18 protein-coding genes are annotated in these 16,810 nt (G+C 59.1%); 13 read left to right on the plus strand and 5 right to left on the minus strand.

Annotated features, from left to right (window positions below; translation table 11 throughout):
* Positions 1 to 172 precede the first annotated feature (172 nt).
* The 8 genes from V9G17_06490 to V9G17_06525 all read left to right on the plus strand — a co-directional run bounded on the left by V9G17_06490 (position 173) and on the right by V9G17_06525 (position 7,381).
* A complete protein-coding gene (locus V9G17_06490) occupies positions 173 to 1,684 on the plus strand; it encodes a hypothetical protein (GenBank protein MEI2752233.1) in 1,512 nt (503 codons plus the stop codon).
* Between the two features lie 79 nt (positions 1,685 to 1,763).
* The gene (locus V9G17_06495; protein MEI2752234.1) at positions 1,764 to 2,009 is read left to right on the plus strand and encodes a glutathione S-transferase N-terminal domain-containing protein; all 246 of its coding nucleotides are present in this window, start codon (positions 1,764 to 1,766) and stop codon (positions 2,007 to 2,009) included.
* A 432-nt stretch (positions 2,010 to 2,441) separates the two neighbouring features.
* The gene (locus V9G17_06500) at positions 2,442 to 3,575 is read left to right on the plus strand and encodes a KamA family radical SAM protein (protein MEI2752235.1); all 1,134 of its coding nucleotides are present in this window, start codon (positions 2,442 to 2,444) and stop codon (positions 3,573 to 3,575) included.
* On the plus strand, positions 3,572 to 4,723 hold the full coding sequence (locus tag V9G17_06505; protein MEI2752236.1) for a 2'-deoxycytidine 5'-triphosphate deaminase: 1,152 nt from the start codon (positions 3,572 to 3,574) through the stop codon (positions 4,721 to 4,723). Before V9G17_06500 ends, V9G17_06505 begins: the two co-directional genes overlap by 4 nt.
* Positions 4,724 to 4,725: 2 nt before the next feature.
* Positions 4,726 to 5,133, plus strand: a complete 408-nt coding sequence (locus V9G17_06510) for a hypothetical protein (GenBank protein ID MEI2752237.1) — start codon at positions 4,726 to 4,728, stop codon at positions 5,131 to 5,133.
* Positions 5,130 to 5,879: a TIGR04283 family arsenosugar biosynthesis glycosyltransferase gene (locus V9G17_06515; GenBank protein ID MEI2752238.1), complete on the plus strand. Its 750-nt coding sequence runs from the start codon at positions 5,130 to 5,132 to the stop codon at positions 5,877 to 5,879. Before V9G17_06510 ends, V9G17_06515 begins: the two co-directional genes overlap by 4 nt.
* Positions 5,880 to 5,883: 4 nt before the next feature.
* Positions 5,884 to 6,636: a TIGR04282 family arsenosugar biosynthesis glycosyltransferase gene (locus V9G17_06520; GenBank protein MEI2752239.1), complete on the plus strand. Its 753-nt coding sequence runs from the start codon at positions 5,884 to 5,886 to the stop codon at positions 6,634 to 6,636.
* 10 nt (positions 6,637 to 6,646) lie between these two features.
* The gene (locus V9G17_06525; GenBank protein ID MEI2752240.1) at positions 6,647 to 7,381 is read left to right on the plus strand and encodes an SDR family oxidoreductase; all 735 of its coding nucleotides are present in this window, start codon (positions 6,647 to 6,649) and stop codon (positions 7,379 to 7,381) included.
* A 10-nt stretch (positions 7,382 to 7,391) separates the two neighbouring features.
* On the opposite strand, the gene V9G17_06530 is transcribed toward V9G17_06525, so the two are convergent.
* The 3 genes from V9G17_06530 to V9G17_06540 form a co-directional block, all read right to left on the minus strand.
* A complete protein-coding gene (locus V9G17_06530) occupies positions 7,392 to 8,828 on the minus strand; it encodes a UbiA family prenyltransferase (GenBank protein ID MEI2752241.1) in 1,437 nt (478 codons plus the stop codon).
* A gap of 110 nt (positions 8,829 to 8,938) precedes the next feature.
* On the minus strand, positions 8,939 to 9,265 hold the full coding sequence (locus tag V9G17_06535; GenBank protein MEI2752242.1) for a glutaredoxin domain-containing protein: 327 nt from the start codon (positions 9,263 to 9,265) through the stop codon (positions 8,939 to 8,941).
* A gap of 29 nt (positions 9,266 to 9,294) precedes the next feature.
* Complete coding sequence (locus V9G17_06540; protein MEI2752243.1) at positions 9,295 to 9,522, minus strand: BolA family protein; 228 nt, start codon at positions 9,520 to 9,522, stop codon at positions 9,295 to 9,297.
* 196 nt (positions 9,523 to 9,718) lie between these two features.
* On the opposite strand from V9G17_06540, the gene V9G17_06545 reads away from it, so the two are divergent.
* The 5 genes from V9G17_06545 to V9G17_06565 all read left to right on the plus strand — a co-directional run bounded on the left by V9G17_06545 (position 9,719) and on the right by V9G17_06565 (position 15,026).
* Entirely contained in the window at positions 9,719 to 10,081 is a 363-nt protein-coding gene (locus tag V9G17_06545; GenBank protein ID MEI2752244.1) for a hypothetical protein, read from the plus strand.
* A gap of 275 nt (positions 10,082 to 10,356) precedes the next feature.
* Positions 10,357 to 10,791, plus strand: a complete 435-nt coding sequence (locus V9G17_06550) for a response regulator (GenBank protein MEI2752245.1) — start codon at positions 10,357 to 10,359, stop codon at positions 10,789 to 10,791.
* Between the two features lie 133 nt (positions 10,792 to 10,924).
* Entirely contained in the window at positions 10,925 to 11,974 is a 1,050-nt protein-coding gene (locus V9G17_06555; GenBank protein ID MEI2752246.1) for an ATP-binding protein, read from the plus strand.
* Positions 11,971 to 14,448, plus strand: a complete 2,478-nt coding sequence (locus tag V9G17_06560; GenBank protein MEI2752247.1) for an ATP-binding protein — start codon at positions 11,971 to 11,973, stop codon at positions 14,446 to 14,448. The genes V9G17_06555 and V9G17_06560 overlap by 4 nt, the downstream gene beginning before the upstream one ends.
* A complete protein-coding gene (locus V9G17_06565) occupies positions 14,433 to 15,026 on the plus strand; it encodes a DUF3365 domain-containing protein (protein MEI2752248.1) in 594 nt (197 codons plus the stop codon). The genes V9G17_06560 and V9G17_06565 overlap by 16 nt, the downstream gene beginning before the upstream one ends.
* A 24-nt stretch (positions 15,027 to 15,050) precedes the next feature.
* Here the strand turns inward: V9G17_06565 and V9G17_06570 are convergent, their stop codons facing one another.
* Positions 15,051 to 16,133 (minus strand): AI-2E family transporter, encoded by a 1,083-nt coding sequence (locus V9G17_06570; protein MEI2752249.1) that lies wholly within the window; start codon positions 16,131 to 16,133, stop codon positions 15,051 to 15,053.
* Positions 16,134 to 16,308: 175 nt separating this feature from the next.
* Positions 16,309 to 16,749: a polymer-forming cytoskeletal protein gene (locus tag V9G17_06575; GenBank protein MEI2752250.1), complete on the minus strand. Its 441-nt coding sequence runs from the start codon at positions 16,747 to 16,749 to the stop codon at positions 16,309 to 16,311.
* Positions 16,750 to 16,810: the final 61 nt, after the last annotated feature.

Here is a 16,810-nt window from a genome sequence, read left to right on the forward strand (position 1 = left end):
ACTAACGACCGGCGCGTCCTACTACTCGGCAGGTTCAACGGTCCCCCGTCAAGCCCCTCCGGGAACTCGCTGACTTGTACCGATGCGAGAGGCCATGGTACGATTTGCTCACCTCGAATCCAAACGCGAGTGCGAGGCATGCGACTGCGCTGCGAGTATCGAGGATATTGCATTGGCACTGGCACAACATTCACGTGAGCCATTGAACTCCGACGAAGCCCGCCGACGTTGTCTCGTAATCCGTGATGCGCTCGTTCGTGCCGGAGTCTACGGCACGGCCGAAACCGGCGACGGTGTGGCAACAAGCGGCGCCTCAATTCCAGGGCCACGGTTCCGCCTGACGCCGACGCCCTTTCCGCTGTCCTCTTCGGACCTCACATTTTTTCAACACCTCGGGCAGGACCTCCTCTCCTTCTACCGTGCCCTGAACCGGCTGTATCAGGACAGCACGCGCGGAACCCAACCGGCCTGGGTGGCGTCCTATCTCGATCAGGGCAAGCCTGAATCGCTGATCACCTTTAGCCGTATGAACCGTTTCCGCAACCTCATTCCCGGCATCATCCGGCCCGATGTCATTCCAACCACCGACGGCATGGTGATTACAGAGCTCGATTCGGTACCGGGCGGGATCGGCCTGACTGGGTGTTTGACCCGCGCCTATGATGATCAGCTCACCAGCGCGCAGCAGGCCCCTGGGCTCCCGCCTGAACGGTCTCCGCTGATCGCGGGGCGTGACGGGATGTTGCAAGGATTCGCCGCCATGCTGCGCGCCCAGCAAGGCGACCAGGACGGGTGCCTGGCGATTGTCGTCTCCGATGAAGCCAAGGAATACCGGGCAGAGATGGAATGGATGGCCCAACGATTGCGCGAGATCGGGTACCAGGCTTTCTGCGTCGAGCCTCGAGCGATTCATTTCACGGAAGACGGTCTGTTCCTCCAGGAAGAAACCGGACCACGGCCGATCGGGTTGCTCTACCGTTTTTTCGAACTGTTCGACTTGAAGAACATCCCCAAGGCAGAACTCGTGATGTACGCGGCCAAGAAGGGACAGGTCACGGTCACACCGCCCTTCAAACCCGCACTTGAAGAAAAGCTCGCGTTCGGCCTGTTTCATCATCCGGAACTGGCTCCGTTCTGGGAGCAGACTTTGAGGCCGGAAACCGCCATTAACTTGCGACGCGCGCTGCCGAGAACCTGGATCCTCGACCCACAACCGGTGCCTCCTTCCGCGGTCATCCCGCATCTCACGATCAGTGGGCGCGCAGTATCCGACTTCCGGCGCTTAGCCCAGACCACCCAAAAGGAACGCCAGTTGGTGCTCAAACCGTCGGGATTTTCTGAGCTGGCCTGGGGCAGCCGGGGCGTGTTCATCGGGCACGATCTGCCACAGGTCGAATGGGCCGCGGCATTGGAGCAAGCGCTCCACGCGTTCCCGACGACGCCCTATGTGCTGCAGGAATTCCACAAGGGTCGTCTGTTCGAGCAGTCATATTTCGATGAGCGAAGCGACACAGTGGTGCCGATGTCCGGGAGAGTCCGCTTGTCCCCCTACTATTTCGTCGTCGGCGATAAGGCCGAACTCGGCGGGATTCTCGCGACCCTCTGCCCGGCCAACAAGAAAATCATCCATGGGATGGTCGATGCGATCATGGCACCCTGTGCCCTCGCGCCACACATCCCCTGATGACGGTGACTTGATGACCGCTGCAGCACAATCGGTTTCTTTGCAGATGCCTACTCAACCTTTTTCCCCATAGGTACTCATGGCCCTGACCCTGTATCATGTGACATGGTGTCCGGATTGTGCGATCGTTCGAGATCGTCTGGACGAATTGAAGCTCTCCTACGAAGACGTGGTAGTTCCGGATATTCGTCCGATGCGCAAACAAGTGTTCGAGGTGTCGGGCCAATATTATGTTCCGGTCCTGAAAGACGGCGACACCGTTCTGACGGAAACCCACGACATTCTCGCGCATCTACACACGCAGTACGACAAGGCACGCCCGTGAGGACCTCGTTCGAAGCTGCAGCGCGAGCGTCGATCGCAGACAGCCCCCGATCTCGCGGGCAGGCACCGTCTTGCATGGCTCGCCCCAGGAGCAGGCTGCAGAAACACTCGATTGTTGTGCAATACGGTATGATCAACTCCGGACAGCCGGTCGATATCAGAATCACCCGCAGGATGCGCACACAGGCCATCCCGCAAGGCCGCGTCGAGATCTGCGACGCGAAGCGTCATGCGCGTGACGTCTGCGGACGGGCGCGAGCCGGTGAGCGCCCAGAGTCCCGGGGCGAATCGTTCACTCGTACCCGCCCACTCCGAGCCTGCAAGACAGGCGCGTGCCCCGTGGCGGTACGGTGAGCCGCGAAGCGATGCGAGAACGCCGCTGGCGGACTATTTCCGCATCCTGCTAGACCAGTATCAGCGAAAGGATAGAGGCGTGGAAGACTGGAGACGTATTCTGGCTCAGAGCGTGGTCAAACCGAAAGATTTGGCCGATCGGCTCGGTGTCGACCCGAAGGAAATTGAGGACATCGTGGGGGACTACCCCATGCGGATTACGCCGACCGTGCTGGCCACCATCAAGGAAAAGGGCGATGCGATCTGGAAACAAGTCGTGCCCGATCGCGCGGAAATGGCCGATGCCGATGCCGAAGACGATCCGCTCGAAGAAGACCTGATGAGTCCCGTACCCCACCTGGTTCACCGGTACCCCGACCGCGTCCTCTTGATGGTCACGAATCAGTGCCCGATTTATTGCCGGTTCTGCACACGCAAACGGCTGGTCGGCAAACCTGGCTTCCTGAAAAAAGGGGAACTGGACCGGGCGATCGCCTATCTGCGCGAACATCAGGAAGTGCGGGATGTGATTTTGTCTGGAGGCGACCCGCTCCTGTTGCCGGATCATCTGCTGGAACGGATCCTCAAATCCCTCCGGACCATTCCGCATTTGGAACTGATCCGGATCGGCACGCGCGTACCGGGTAGCCTGCCGGAACGCATCACCCCGAAGCTTTGCGACATCATCAAGAAATATCACCCGTTTTATATGAACCTGCATTTCAACCACCCGGACGAGCTGACCCCGGAAGTGAAACGCGCCTGCGGGATGCTGGCCGATGCCGGGATTCCCCTCGGCGCACAGACTGTGTTACTGAAGGGAGTCAACGACGACCCCGAGATCATGAAACGTCTGATGCATCAATTGTTGCTGGCACGCGTGAAGCCCTATTACCTGTACCAAGCCGACCTGACGAAGGGAACGAATCATTTCCGGACGTCGGTGGAAACCGGCCTGAAGATCATCAAGTCGCTGCAAGGCCACACCAGCGGCATGGGCGTTCCCCACTTCGTGATCGATGCGCCCGGCGGCGGAGGCAAAATTCCACTGCTGCCGGCAGACTACCTGGTCAACCTGGATGAAGACAGCGCCGTATTGAGAAATTACGAAAACAGGACCTTCCACTACCCTCAGCCAGGATCCGCATCAGGACGTGAACTACCGATGGTCGGTGCCCATCCTTCCTGGAACACGTCAGGGAATGGCTGCGACGGGGGGGGTGCGCACCTGTGAGCCGGGCCGCTGCTTCAAGGGGGATTCTGCCGTACCAGCACATCACCCAACTCATCGCTCGTGGAGCCGTCACCGCTAACCATCCGATCGAGGACCGGCAGATCCAGCCGGCCAGCCTGGACTTGCGGCTGGGAAAGAAAGCCTACCGGCTGATCAGCAGCTTCCTGCCGGAGTTGTCGGCTATCAGCAGCCGCCTCAATGTGCTCGATTTTTATCAGTCCGATCTCGTGATGTACGAGATGGACCTCACGCAGGGCGCGATTCTCGAAAAAGGTCACGTATACCTGGTCCCGCTTCTGGAACAACTCGACCTGCCGAACACACTCCGTGCACGCGCCAATCCCAAAAGCACCACCGGACGTCTGGATGTCTTCACCCGCGTTGTGACCGATCTGAATGCCGGCTTTGATGAAATCCGGGCCGGCTATCGTGGCCCACTCTATCTGGAAGTGGTACCGCGCTCCTTTGCCATCAAAGTGCGTACCGGTGACTCCCTGAATCAGATTCGTTTCGTGCGCGGTGATGCCACGGTATCCGATACCGCCCTGCAGAAACTACACGGGACCGATCCACTGCTGTTTCGTAATGCCTCCTCCCCCAAGCCGCTCCCGCAGAAGGAATTCCGCACGGAACGCGGCCTCTTTTTGCGCATCGACCTCACCGGAAGCGCGCGGGAAGATGCAGTCATCGGCTACCGGGCCAAAAAGAACAGCCATGTCATCGATCTGGCCAAAGTCGGACATTATGCGGCCCTGGACTTCTGGGAACCCTTGAAACGGCACCGGCAGGACAGTCTGCTCCTAGAACCGGAGGAGTTTTATATCCTGGCATCTAAGGAGCGTATTCGGGTGCCGCCGGGCTATGCGGCTGAGATGGTGGCTTATGAAGCGGCCTGCGGTGAGCTGCGCACGCACTATGCCGGCTTCTTCGACCCCGGCTTCGGATATGGAGACGGCAAGATGCGAGGCACCCAGGTCGTCCTGGAGGTCCGCCCGCACGATGTGCCCTTCCTCATTCATGACGGGCAAACCTTCTTTAAAGTAGTGTATGATCGAATGCTCACGGTGCCAACCCAGGTATACGGAACGGCACTCGGCTCGTCATACCAACGGCAAGCCCTCACCCTTAGCAAACATTTTAAGGCCTGACCATGGCACCACCCAGCGACCTTCCAGATTCTTCTACTCATCCGGCCAGGCCCCCGTTGCACCGCCCAGATGACGAAAGCAACCTCGACCGCCAAACCCACGTCGTCGGGATGATGGTCGGCACAGCCTTGATGTTCATCGGCTTTCTCGACGTGTTCCTCTCCATCAGCGGAGGGTTTGAAATCAACGTCGTTCCGCTGCTGATCTATTTCAGCGGTATCGCCGTGTGGGCCAATGCAGTGGTCGAAAATCCGACCATTCGATATTCCTTGATGGCGGGGTCCGTCCTCCTGAGTTTGGCATTTTTCCACTATGGAGAAGTCCTGTTCTGGCACAAGCAGGTTGTGTTCTGGTCCACCGTCGCAGTCGTCATGTTTTTCATGTTTAAGGACCCCAAGCCGGCGGCGTGACCGCCCCTCAACGACGTGCGCCCGGGCGCGCGTCGTCAGCTCCGATGACCATTGCCGTCATCATTCCGGTCCTCAACGAAGCTCGCTGGATCGACCAGACGCTCGCCCACACGGCCACGCTGGGATTCGACGAAGTGATCATTGTCGATGGCGGCAGTGCCGACGAGACCTGTGCGATCGTCGATTCGTACGTCGACGGTTCGTCGACCGCTGCTCCCATGCGACTCCTCACAGCGTCCCGGGGCCGTGCACGGCAGCTCAACACCGGGGCCGCCGGGACCCAGTGCGAGGTCCTACTCTTTCTCCACGCCGATACCCGGCTCCCAGCGAACGCCCGTCAGGCCATCTCGAGCGCCCTGGCCGACACGACCTGCGTCGGCGGACGCTTCGACGTCCGCTTTGATTCCCCTCGCTGGATCGCCCGGCTCGTTGGACACATGATGAATCTGCGTTCGCGCTGGAGCGGCATTGCCACCGGCGACCAGGCGCTCTTCGTCCAACGAAACATCTTCGAGCAAGTTGGTCGGTTTGCAGAGATCCCGCTAATGGAAGACGTCGAGTTCTCACGCCGCCTCAAACGAGCTGGACGGCTCGTCCCACTACCGGATCAGGTCGTCACGGCGTTCCGTCGCTGGGAGCAGAACGGCCCCCTCCGCACAATTCTGTTGATGTGGACCCTCCGCTTCCTGTACTGGATCGGAATCAGCCCGTATCGGTTGCAACATTTTTACAGCATTGTGAGATGAACCCATGAGCGCTCCCCCGCCCGACCGCAAACAACCCGCATCAACCGCCCTGGTGATTTTTGCCAAAGCCCCCATCCCGGGAGAGGTCAAAACACGCCTGAGTCCTGGCCTGACAGAAGACGAAGCCGCCACACTACACGGCAGTTTCGTGCTCGATACGTTGGAACGCACCAAGGCAGCGGCACATAAGTTCAAACTGCCGGTCGATCGTTTTCTGGCCTGTGCGCCCTCAAGCTCCCATGTCTTTTTCAAGATCATGGAAGCACGCCACGGGGTCACGCTTCTTGATCAACAGGGCGGCGACCTCGGCGCCAGAATGGCGCAGGCATTCGCCGCGCTGTTTGCTCGTGGATATCGGTATATTGTCGTGGTAGGTACCGACGTACCGTCTCTGCCACTCACCCATTATCGTGATGCCGTGCAGTCGCTCACCCGGCATGATCTGATCCTCGGCCCGGCAACAGACGGCGGATATTACCTCATCGGCATGACGGCGCCTCACCCAGATCTATTTAAAGACATTCCCTGGTCGACGAACCAGGTCCTGGCGCTCACCCAAGAGAAAGCCACGGCGGCGGGATTGAAAAGCGCCCTGCTCCCCGTCTGGAGCGACGTGGACACCCTCGACGATCTCCAGGCCTTGATCGACGAATGCGCAGCGGACAAGAAACGTCCTAAGCAAGAGCGGGTGTTTTCCATGCGAACGGCCGGTTCGCTGGAGTTGCTCGCGAAACGCCTTCGAACTCGTCACCCTTAACGGAGTACCCATGTCGACTCACGTCGCTCTCATCACCGGCGGCGCCAAGGGAATCGGGCGCGCCATCGCGCTGGACCTCGCCGCCCAACAGTGGTCCGTGGCTATCTGCTACCGCACCAGCAACACTGCCGCGGAGGAAACGAGCGCGGCCATCCGGGCGCGCGGCGGGCAAGCCTTGGCGGTGCAATGCGACGTATCAGATCCGAACGCTGCCAAGGGTTTGATCGCGCAGGTCGAAGCGCAGTGGGGTCACATCGACGCGCTGATCAATGGCGCAGGCCCCTATCATCGCGTGAATCTCTTCGACGAGACGCCCGAGGGCTGGCGTGACATGTTCGATGGAAACCTCCACCCGATTTTCTATCTTGGGCAGGCGGTCGCGCCAGGAATGAAGGCACGGAAGCAGGGACGCATCATCAACTTCAGCATGGCCAATGCGGACCAGATGGTGGCCCAACCGGAGGTCACGGGGCATTATATCGCTAAAGCCGGGGTGTTGATTCTCACCAGGACACTGGCGAAATTGCTCGCGCCTTACGGCATTACCGTCAACGCCATCTCCCCGGGATTCATCGACTCAGGCAGTGCGCCCCCTGAAGAGCTGGCTGGTGTGGTGAAACGAATTCCCGCCGGGTATGTCGGGAGCGTGGGGGATGCGGTCGCAGCGGTGCGGTACTTACTCAGCGAAGAAGCGCGCTACGTCAACGGTGCGAACCTGCACCTCAGCGGCGGATGGGGCATCTGACACAGGCAATCTACTTGGCGAAGAAAAGAATCGCGCCGATGATCGCCGCCATGAGGTAACTTTTTGAATCCTTGACCGCAAACACGACCGGGTCGTCGTCCATGCAATTTCGATAGGCCAACATCCAGATTCGACTAATCCAGTACAGCATGACCGGACAGACCAGCCAGAGGACTTCCGCATGCGTATACAGCAACAGCACCTCTTTGCTGCTAATGTAGAGCGCCAGCACCAATACCGCAATTAATCCACTCGCCGTCCCGATACTCGACACGTGCTCCAAATCCGTCACCCAATACCCTCGGCCGTGCAGCTCCTTGCCCGCACTCTGACTCGTGAGCCGCAATTCTGTAAACCGTTTGACCAGGGCAAGGCTTAGGAAGAGAAACAACGAAAACGTCAGCAACCAATGGGAGGGAGCGACTCCCGTCGCGGCCCCGCCGCCATACACCCGCACGGTGTAGAGTTGGGCCAATACAATCACATCCAGCAGCACGAACTGCTTGAGGTAGAACGAATAGCCGGTTGTCAGAACTAAATAGCCCGCCAGTACGAGCAAAAATGACGAGGGCAGTGCGAACGCCAGGCCAATCCCTCCGACCAGACACCCAGCAGCCAATAGGAGCCCGAACGGAATCGAGAGATTGCCGGACGCGAACGGGCGATCTTTCTTCCTAGGGTGACGGCGATCAGAAGCCAGGTCGAGACAATCATTGATGATATAGACGGCTGATGCGGAGAGACTGAACGACAGGAAGGCGATGGTCGCCTGCAGCAACAGGGTTCTATTGGTGATTTGATGCGAAGCGACGACCGGTATGAACACCAGCACATTCTTCGCCCACTGATGCACGCGTAAAGCCTTGGCCACCTGCTTCGGCCAATTCACCGACTTGCTGAACACTCGACTGACCGGAGTCAGTGCTTGCGCACGGCGTACCAATCCGGCAGAGGCATTCACCACGATCGCCTCGTCGGCCTCGGCCCACACCGGCAAATCGGCAGTCGAGTTTCCGGCATAGGCAAAGCGGCGGACGCCATACCGTTCGACCAGGAGAGCGACCTTGCGGGCACCTTTGAGGTTGGTCGAAGCACCACTACCGAACACCCTCTCACCGAATAACTCGAGATGAGCCGCCACGGCACGGGCAAAACTCTCATGACTGGCAGTCGCCAACACCAGCTCTCGACCGGACCGGCGTTCGTTGGCAAGGAACTCCACCAGCGCCTGATCGTAGGGCAATGTGCTGGCATCAAGCGTCACCCGGCGGGCAATCTCATGCTTGAAAGCGGCTTTGCCTTTCAACAACCAAAAGGGCAGCTGAAAGATCGAGAACGGACTCTGCTTCAGCAGCGCCAGCAGCGATTCCCACAGCAGATCGGTCTTGATGAGCGTGCCATCAAGATCGACACACAAGGGGCTTTTTTGTTGGACATGCTGACCCATAGTCGCAGGAGGGATTCTATCGGCAAAGACGCAGTCGGACAAGACAATGCACAGAAGAGGTAGCCACTGGATGAACTACCTTATGGATGGCGGTGGACGGCTCAGCGCCGCTATTCAGCTCCGAAGGCCTTCTTTAGCAGCGGCACCACTTCGCCCTTGGCTTCCATGGGGTCGAGGATATCCGTATCGCCATAAAACTGCCCGTCGATGAACACCTTCGGCAGAGTCGGCCAGTTCGTCAATTTGGTCAACGCCTCGCGCTTGGCGGGTTGGGACAACACGTCGATGAGCTCGTAGGGATAGCCGTACTTTTCGAAAAAGTGCATGGTCTCCCTCGTAAACCCGCACATCGGCATGGTCTTCGTGCCCTTGCCGTAGATCAGAATCTTGTTCGCTTTGATTTCTTGTTGAATTTCTTCTTCGATCGGGTCAGCCATCTGTCCCTCCTCTACTATGTGTTCACTGACTATGTGTTCACTTCTTCCGGTGTCTTGGCTGTAATCTCCAAGGCATGAATACGCCCGTCTTTCATCGGAACGGCTAAAGCCTGGTAGACCATCCGATGTCGGTCCAGAAGATTCTTGCCGAGAAAGCCGCCGGAGGTCACTCGTACAATCAAATGGTCCTGCGTACCGGTTTTATCGATCACGGTCACGGCAGCATCAGGAAACACCTGACGAATGAATGCGGTCACAGCTTCGGCGGTAATCATCTGTCAGAGAATAACGCATACGGGAAGCCGAAGGCAATCTGAACCACGGACATTTCATCGCTGAGCAGGACAACCTGCGTGTCGAACGCATGGATATTTGAGGGACAGCCCGCTACACTGCGCTATTGCGTCAATCCATCCGGACCTCGCATTCACCCAGGATGAAAGGAGAAGACCCATGGTCCAGTCACATTCACGTCGCCCCCGTCGCCTGTCACGGATCACTCTGTGCGTCGTACTGCTTGTCCTTGGATGCCAGTCGACCCTGTCCGTGCAAACAGCCGCAGCCGCAGGCTCCGGGTCGGAAGCCATGCAAGGTTTGGGAAGTTACTTCCTGACACTACCGTATGGCGGCATCAAAATGGCCGTCGCCGTACTCGGCGCGGTCGCCGGAGGAATGGGGTTTATCTTCACCGGCGGAGACAAAGTGACCGCTGAAAAAATCTGGAGCCCGGCCCTGGGCGGCGAATATGTCGTGACGCCTGCACATCTCCGGGGCGAGAAGGACTTACATTTCTTCGGCAACACCCCGTCTAAGTAGCGCCTCTTTTTAGGAGCCGGTCTCGACCGGTCCACTCCACAGCCACGGCCTGCTGAACCGTTCAATTCCAAATCTGATCGACGAGCCGGTGGTGCATTTCACCCGGTCTGGTGGTTCCCAACCACCAGACCGGAATTGCTCCCCGCTCACCTTTTCTAAGCTATTGAAATCACGGCTCTCTCCCACGCTGCCCCAGTGGCATGTGTGTTGCTGTTACTGAACAGCAAGCACGGCACATGGCATCAACCATCGGCAGAACCATCAAGGAGGGGATCATGGGAGAATTTAAATCGGGGTTCTTCATGAGTGAGTCCGCCTGCAACGGTCGGGTGCTCGTCGTCGACGATGAGCCGGACATTCGCAAAGTCGTCCGAATGACCTTGCAGAAAGCCGGCTATGAAGTGATCGAGGCAGAAAACGGGGAAAAGGCCATTGAAGCCATCAACACCGGAGAAAACCGGCTGCTGCTGGACGTCCTCATCTGCGACATCCGCATGCCGAAGATTAACGGGGTTGAGGCCATTGCCTACTTCCAGCAGGAATGGCCGCGGGTGCCAATCATTGTCCTGACCGGCTTTCCCGACACCGATATGGCGACCTCGTTCTTACGGAGCGGCGTCGTCGACTACCTCGTGAAACCGGTCGAGGGAGAAAAGCTACGCACGGCCGTGGCCAGGGCCATGGAGCAGCGTGAACTGGCCCAACTCTAGTGACCACCCATGTCGACAAGCGGCGACACACCCTCCACGTCGGGGAGGCATCCCAGACCTCCCCGACGGCAAGGTGCGAGTGGGTGAGGCTCGCCATCGGACCGGACCTCGCAATACACCACGGGATGCGGCTATGACACTCTGTGCGACGAGAATTGCCATCATCGGCGCCGGAAAAGGCGGGATCGCGCTGCTGGATCTCATCCACCAAATCCCGGAGGTGGAAATCGTCGGCATTGCAGATAAGGATCCGGCCGCTCCGGGACTCAAGCGGGCTCGAGACCTCAATGTGCTGGTCGCGGAACGGGTGCAAGACCTCATTCAAAACCATGGCGTCAATCTCATCATGGATGTGACCGGCGATCCGTCCATGGAACCGCTCATCCACACCATGAAGCGTCCCGGCTCCGAGGTCCTCGGCGGAGCCGCCACCAGACTGCTCTGGAAACTCGTTCAACACCAGTCGAAATTGGAAGCTGAATTGTTCCAAGCCGACAAACTGGCCGGGCTGGGCTCCTTCGCAGCCGGCATCGCGCACGACATCAATAATCCGCTACAGCTGATTCTAGGACTCGCGGAAAATTTGGAAGAGGAGCAGGACCTCGCGGTCGTCCACGAACAAGCACGCGACATCACCGAGGCCGTTAAACGCACCAGCGCTATCTGTCGCGACCTGACCCGGTACGCGAGACGCAACGGTTCCGGGGAAGAGGTCATGGTCAACCTCAATACCAAGCTGGACGAAGCGCTGCGAATCGCCCGTTACGCGGTGACGCTCCAGGACGTGACCGTTGTCAAACGCTATACGGAAGAAGCCAGCGTGATGGGGAACCCAGACGAACTGCTGCACGTCTTCGTCAATTTAATCACGAATGCAGTCCAAGCCATCATCGATCACGGCACATTGACGATTCACACCACCGTCGAACCGGATGGACGGGTCAGCGCCTCAGTCAGCGATACCGGATGCGGCATTCCTAAGGAAGCCTTCTCGAAAATCTTTGAGCCGCTCTACACCACCAAGCCCCCCGGGAAAGGCACGGGGTTGGGATTGTACAATGTGATGTCGGTGATCTCGAAAATGGAAGGTCACATTTGCGTCGAAAGCGAGGTGGGCGTCGGCACGACCTTCCGGATCGAATTTCCACAGGTTCAGCCGACCATATCATGCGCGCCCCTATGACGACCACATCGCGCCCTCTCTCAAACGCCCTTGGGTGGGGACTGAAACGCAAGCTCATCGTATCGATGCTGATGGTCGGCGTGGTCCCGCTCCTGCTCGGCCTCACCATGGCCTTCCTGCAAGGCTCGAAAGAAATCCAGGTCGTCAGCGGGGAAAGCTTCCAGGCGCTGGCCACGGAGGCCGCCCGCAAATTGGACCTCCTCGTGGCAGAGGAAGTGGCCAGAACCTCTCGCATCGCGGGCCACCCGGATATCGTGCGCGCGCTGGAACACCGACGCGATACGCTCCACGCCTCCGGCAAGGACGCTGCACTTCCTGCTCTCATCCAGCAACGGGCGCACTGGGCGGCACGGGACCCGGCCGCCGTCAAAGCGATGACGGGAAATTCCACCGCCCTCCTCTTGCAGGGTTTTTATGCCGGCTCGCAGAGCGAACCAGACCAGCTCCTGCCGCAGGTTGTACGCGCCGCCACCAAGATGCTGTTCATCACGGATGTGCAGGGCAACCTGTTTGCGGCGCTGACGACCAAGCCCAATTTCTCCCATGCCGACCGTGCCTGGTGGAAAGGCACCTTCAATAAGGGAGTCGGCCAGCTCTACATCGAGGATCTCCATTTCGACGAACAGGCCAATGCCTATGTCTTCAGCATTTCCCTCCCGATCATGGATAGCCTCCGGTACGAAGTGGTGGGCGTGCTCCACCGCGTCATCGATGCTAAGGAGTTCTTCTCTCCTTCGACTCATCCCATTCGGTTCGGAAAAACCGGCCATGTGATGCTCATCGATAGCAGAGGCATGGTCCTCAGCTGCCCGATCCTGCCGACCGGCGTTCAGCTTTCAAGCGCATCGTTGATTCCCCAAGTGACGGTACGCCAACCGGGATGGGTCACTGCCGACAGCGACGGGCACGGCGGCCAAGGCACCGCCATCATAGGGTTCGCGCCCCTTCCCGAGACCAGCCGTGCCACAAACGGCTCGCTCGAAAACGGCGCCTGGCACACCTTTGTCTGGCAATCCTCCGACGAGCTGTTCGCACCGATCCGGCATCTCATGATGTGGATGATGGTTCTCGCCGGAATCGCGCTCGGCCTGCTCGCCACACTGGGCTATTTCGCCGCCAGCCGGATCGTGACGCCGGTCAGGCGCCTACAGGAAGCCGCACGCCTCATCGGACGAGGAGAACTGCAGGAGCCGATCCAGATCCACACGGGAGATGAGCTGGAAGAGCTGGCGGTCGAATTCAACCGTATGAACACGCAACTCGAAGCCGCCTTCGCCGGATTAAATACCCAGGTGGAAGAAAAGACGCAGGAAGTGCAATACCTTCAAAAGTCCACGGATCAGGTGCTCGACGCAGTGCCAACGCCGATCATCATGATCGATCAGCAAGGCCTCATCCAGTATATGAATCGAGCCTCTCACGAAGCCTTCCATACCCAGGAGCAGACCTGGTCAGGCCGCCCGCTCTTCGATGTGCTTCCCCTGGACGACGAGCATCTCCAAGCGTTACGGCGGGACCTGCGGCTCGTTGAAGAACATGGCGTGACGGCGCTCGCTCGCCCCGATCAAGATCCCGCCGTCAAAGAAGCGCGCGATCCTCTCAATCAGACACGCAACCAAGCCTCCTCAGGCCGGCGCGAATTGCGGCTCGGGTCACACCTGTATCACTACGAATGGTTCCCGCTGGAAGGCCGGAGCGGAGCGGGCAAGCGATTCGGACTCGTACTGCGCGATACCACCGATGAGAGTCGGCTGCAGGACCAGTTGATCCAAGCCGAAAAGTCCGGCAGCCTCGATATATTGACTGCCGGCATCGGCCACGAACTGAATAACCCGTTATTCGGCATTCTCGGCCTTGGGGAGGCGATCCAGGAAGAAGAAGATCTGGCCCGCGCCAAGGGTTATGCGCAAGACATCGTCGGCCATGGCCGGAAGATGGCAGCCATTATTCGGGACTTCACCGGAGTCGCGACCCGCGAATCGAAGAGCCAACGCGTGCCGGTGGATGTGACCGCCCAATTAGAGCAGGCGTTGGCCATTGCACAAACCTCCCACGAATGCCTGGGCCTCAACGTCCAGAAACATTACGTGGCGGTGTCGCCTGTGACGGCGCTTCCCGACCAGCTTCGACTGGCGTTTCTCAACGTCCTCACCAATGCCATTCAAGCCATGAACGGGCGGGGCGACCTCTGGTTAACCACAGAGGAACAGGGCGAACTGATCACAATCACAATCCGGGACAACGGGCCCGGCATTCCCAAGCAACATCTCGGCAAAGTCTTCGATCCCTTCTATACCACCAAGGGACAGGGCGAAGGATCGGGACTGGGACTCACCGTCGCGCAGCGGCTGATCAAGAAATTCGGCGGCGAGATTCGGCTGGCGAGTTCGGAGGGCCAGGGCACAACCTGTGTCATCACCCTGCCGGCGGACAAGGCCGGGGTACGGAAGGAGGAGCCATGCGTCTCATCCTAACTCTCATTCGGGCGCGGCCGTTGTGGCTCGCACTGGCCCTGGCCTGTGCCTCGACCTATTCGTTGCAGGCGAAGGATGTCGCGCCGCCCGCGGGTATTCCCCCGGAAAAAGTGGCGGACTTCGTGCACGCGGTCCTAGATGCCGACCGGACGATCTATACGAATCAGGTCGTCAACCGGATGCAGGCCAAGGGTATCGTGTCCGCCGTGGAGCATTGGGAAAACGAAAATGCCCTGCCGCTTCCCGCTCAATTCCTTCAGCATTCGGGCAAACTCGTCGCGGAGTCCGGACGAGGGATTCGGTACCGACTCATCAGCCTCTGGCCCATCTACCAACGGAATGCTCCGGCCACCGACCTAGAACGTCGGGCCCTGGAAAGTTTTTCGCAGACCCCCGATCGTCCGTTTACTGGCATCGTGGCGAGTGGACGCAAACAGTACTTTCAAGCCATCTATTCCGATCGGGCCATCTCAGACGCCTGTGTGAAGTGTCACAACAGCCACCCGTTAAGCCCCAAGCACGACTTCACGTTGAACGATGTGATGGGAGGCATGACGATCACCATTCCCCTCGACTGATAGAGATGGCGAGTCAGCAGCTGATTACGATGCGGCAGGCGGGACAGGAAGGTGCTGCTGATATTCGTCTCGGTAGATCTGCAAGGCGGTCAAGAACAGTCCAACCAGGATCGGCCCCAGAAACAATCCGAGGATTCCATAGACCGCCAGCCCGCCCAGCACACTGAAGGTCAGCGGCAATACGGGGATTTGTGCCCCCTGCCCGATGAACAGCGGCTTGAGGATCTGATCGATCGTGGACACGACCCCGATCCCCCAGGCCAGCATCACGAGCCCCTTGCCCACCGCACCGACCCACAGGAAGTACAAGGCCACCGGCCCCCAGATGAGCGCCGTGCCGCCAAACGGAAGTGGAGCCAGGAGAATCGTCAGCGCCATCAATACCATCGGAAACGGTACGCCCAGCACCGCGTAGGCTGCTCCGGCCAGGAGGCCCTGGGCGATCGCAGTCAGCACAATCCCTTTCACCACGGCACGAATGGTCTGATCCAAGCGAGCCAGAATCTTGTCCTTGTGCGAGGCTTCCAGCGGAATCAGCGCATATAACGACGCCAGCCACTGTCGGCCGTCTTTAAAGAAGAAAAACAGCGTAAACATCATGACGAGAAAGTCGGCGACCAGCATAAAGATGTCCCGCACGAGATCGCTCAACTCACCCACGATGAACTTACTGAAGGTCTTGGCACTCGACAGCACAAATTGTTCGATGTCACTTTCCCGTCCCGAGATCCGTTCCAGCCACTCTCTCGCCACACTGCCTCCCGGCAGTCCGGACAGGCGATCGGGTAACTGTTGGACACCGCCGGACGCAATCCATTCACGCACCGCGCGTTCCGCCGATCCGGCTTCCTTGACCAACATCACGCTCAAGACAACCAGGGGCACCACCACCAGCGCCAACGCAGCCAATGTCAGGAGCACAGCTGAAGGCGATTCCCGCCCTCCGAGCCAGGCGGAGAGCCGGATGTGTAGCGGGAAACAGAGATGCGCCAGAATCACTGCCCAGAGGACGGGAAACACGAACGGGCGAAACATCAGCCCCATCTGATAGAACAGTGCGAGCAGAACGCCAAAAAAGCAGACCGCAAAAATCTGTTGTCGATTCATAGTCGTGGAGAGTGAACGCGTTGCCACCGTTGATAGCAGAACCTGCCCGGGATGTCACGCATCGGTCCGACGATCATCGTGCCCGAGCAGAACACTACCGCCAGGCTGGGAGGGGCTCCTACGAGACCAGTGGGCGCACACAGGGTGCGCGGCTTCAGGCTGGGAACGTGAGCGGTCAGGCGTTTTCGCCGAGCATGGCGACAGCCTTGGGGCGCTGCGAGGAAATGTCTCGCACATTGCCGGGAAGCTTCTGGGCTTCATCACCCCAGGCGGTGACACCCATATCCGACACTCCCTGAAACTTCGCGCCGTCTTCCATGGAGAAGGCCGAAGCATGAACTTCACCGAGCAGGATGCCGGTTTTCAACAGTTGGAGCCGTTCCGTCGCACGCACCGTCGCCTTGATCTTCCCGCTGCTGATGACGGTCCCGGCCGTGATCGTCCCCTGCACGACACCGTCTTCGCCGATGACGACGGTCCCCGTGGTGTGCAGATCGCCTTCCAAACGCCCATCGATACGCACCGTCCCTTCGACCCGCATCTCGCCTCTGAGCAAGACCCCTTTGGCCAACAGGGTAATATTATCGCTTTCCACAAAGCCGGACTTCTTCATCATCGCGCGCTCCTTGTCCCTGGTAGGGTCCGATGAACTGGAGAACCATCCCAACATGAGCCGA

It is taken from the genome of Nitrospira sp., from assembly GCA_037045225.1.
GTDB lineage: Bacteria > Nitrospirota > Nitrospiria > Nitrospirales > Nitrospiraceae > Nitrospira_A.

Coding starts and splice junctions, on each gene's coding strand:
- V9G17_06520 (MEI2752239.1), top strand. CDS start 5,884: ATGAGCGCTCCCCCGCCCGACCGCAAACAACCCGCATCAACCGCCCTG.
- V9G17_06545 (MEI2752244.1), top strand. CDS start 9,719: ATGGTCCAGTCACATTCACGTCGCCCCCGTCGCCTGTCACGGATCACT.
- V9G17_06525 (MEI2752240.1), top strand. CDS start 6,647: ATGTCGACTCACGTCGCTCTCATCACCGGCGGCGCCAAGGGAATCGGG.
- V9G17_06550 (MEI2752245.1), top strand. CDS start 10,357: ATGGGAGAATTTAAATCGGGGTTCTTCATGAGTGAGTCCGCCTGCAAC.
- V9G17_06570 (MEI2752249.1), bottom strand. CDS start 16,133: ATGAATCGACAACAGATTTTTGCGGTCTGCTTTTTTGGCGTTCTGCTC.
- V9G17_06560 (MEI2752247.1), top strand. CDS start 11,971: ATGACGACCACATCGCGCCCTCTCTCAAACGCCCTTGGGTGGGGACTG.
- V9G17_06510 (MEI2752237.1), top strand. CDS start 4,726: ATGGCACCACCCAGCGACCTTCCAGATTCTTCTACTCATCCGGCCAGG.
- V9G17_06575 (MEI2752250.1), bottom strand. CDS start 16,749: ATGATGAAGAAGTCCGGCTTTGTGGAAAGCGATAATATTACCCTGTTG.
- V9G17_06555 (MEI2752246.1), top strand. CDS start 10,925: ATGACACTCTGTGCGACGAGAATTGCCATCATCGGCGCCGGAAAAGGC.
- V9G17_06535 (MEI2752242.1), bottom strand. CDS start 9,265: ATGGCTGACCCGATCGAAGAAGAAATTCAACAAGAAATCAAAGCGAAC.
- V9G17_06495 (MEI2752234.1), top strand. CDS start 1,764: ATGGCCCTGACCCTGTATCATGTGACATGGTGTCCGGATTGTGCGATC.
- V9G17_06530 (MEI2752241.1), bottom strand. CDS start 8,828: ATGGGTCAGCATGTCCAACAAAAAAGCCCCTTGTGTGTCGATCTTGAT.
- V9G17_06565 (MEI2752248.1), top strand. CDS start 14,433: ATGCGTCTCATCCTAACTCTCATTCGGGCGCGGCCGTTGTGGCTCGCA.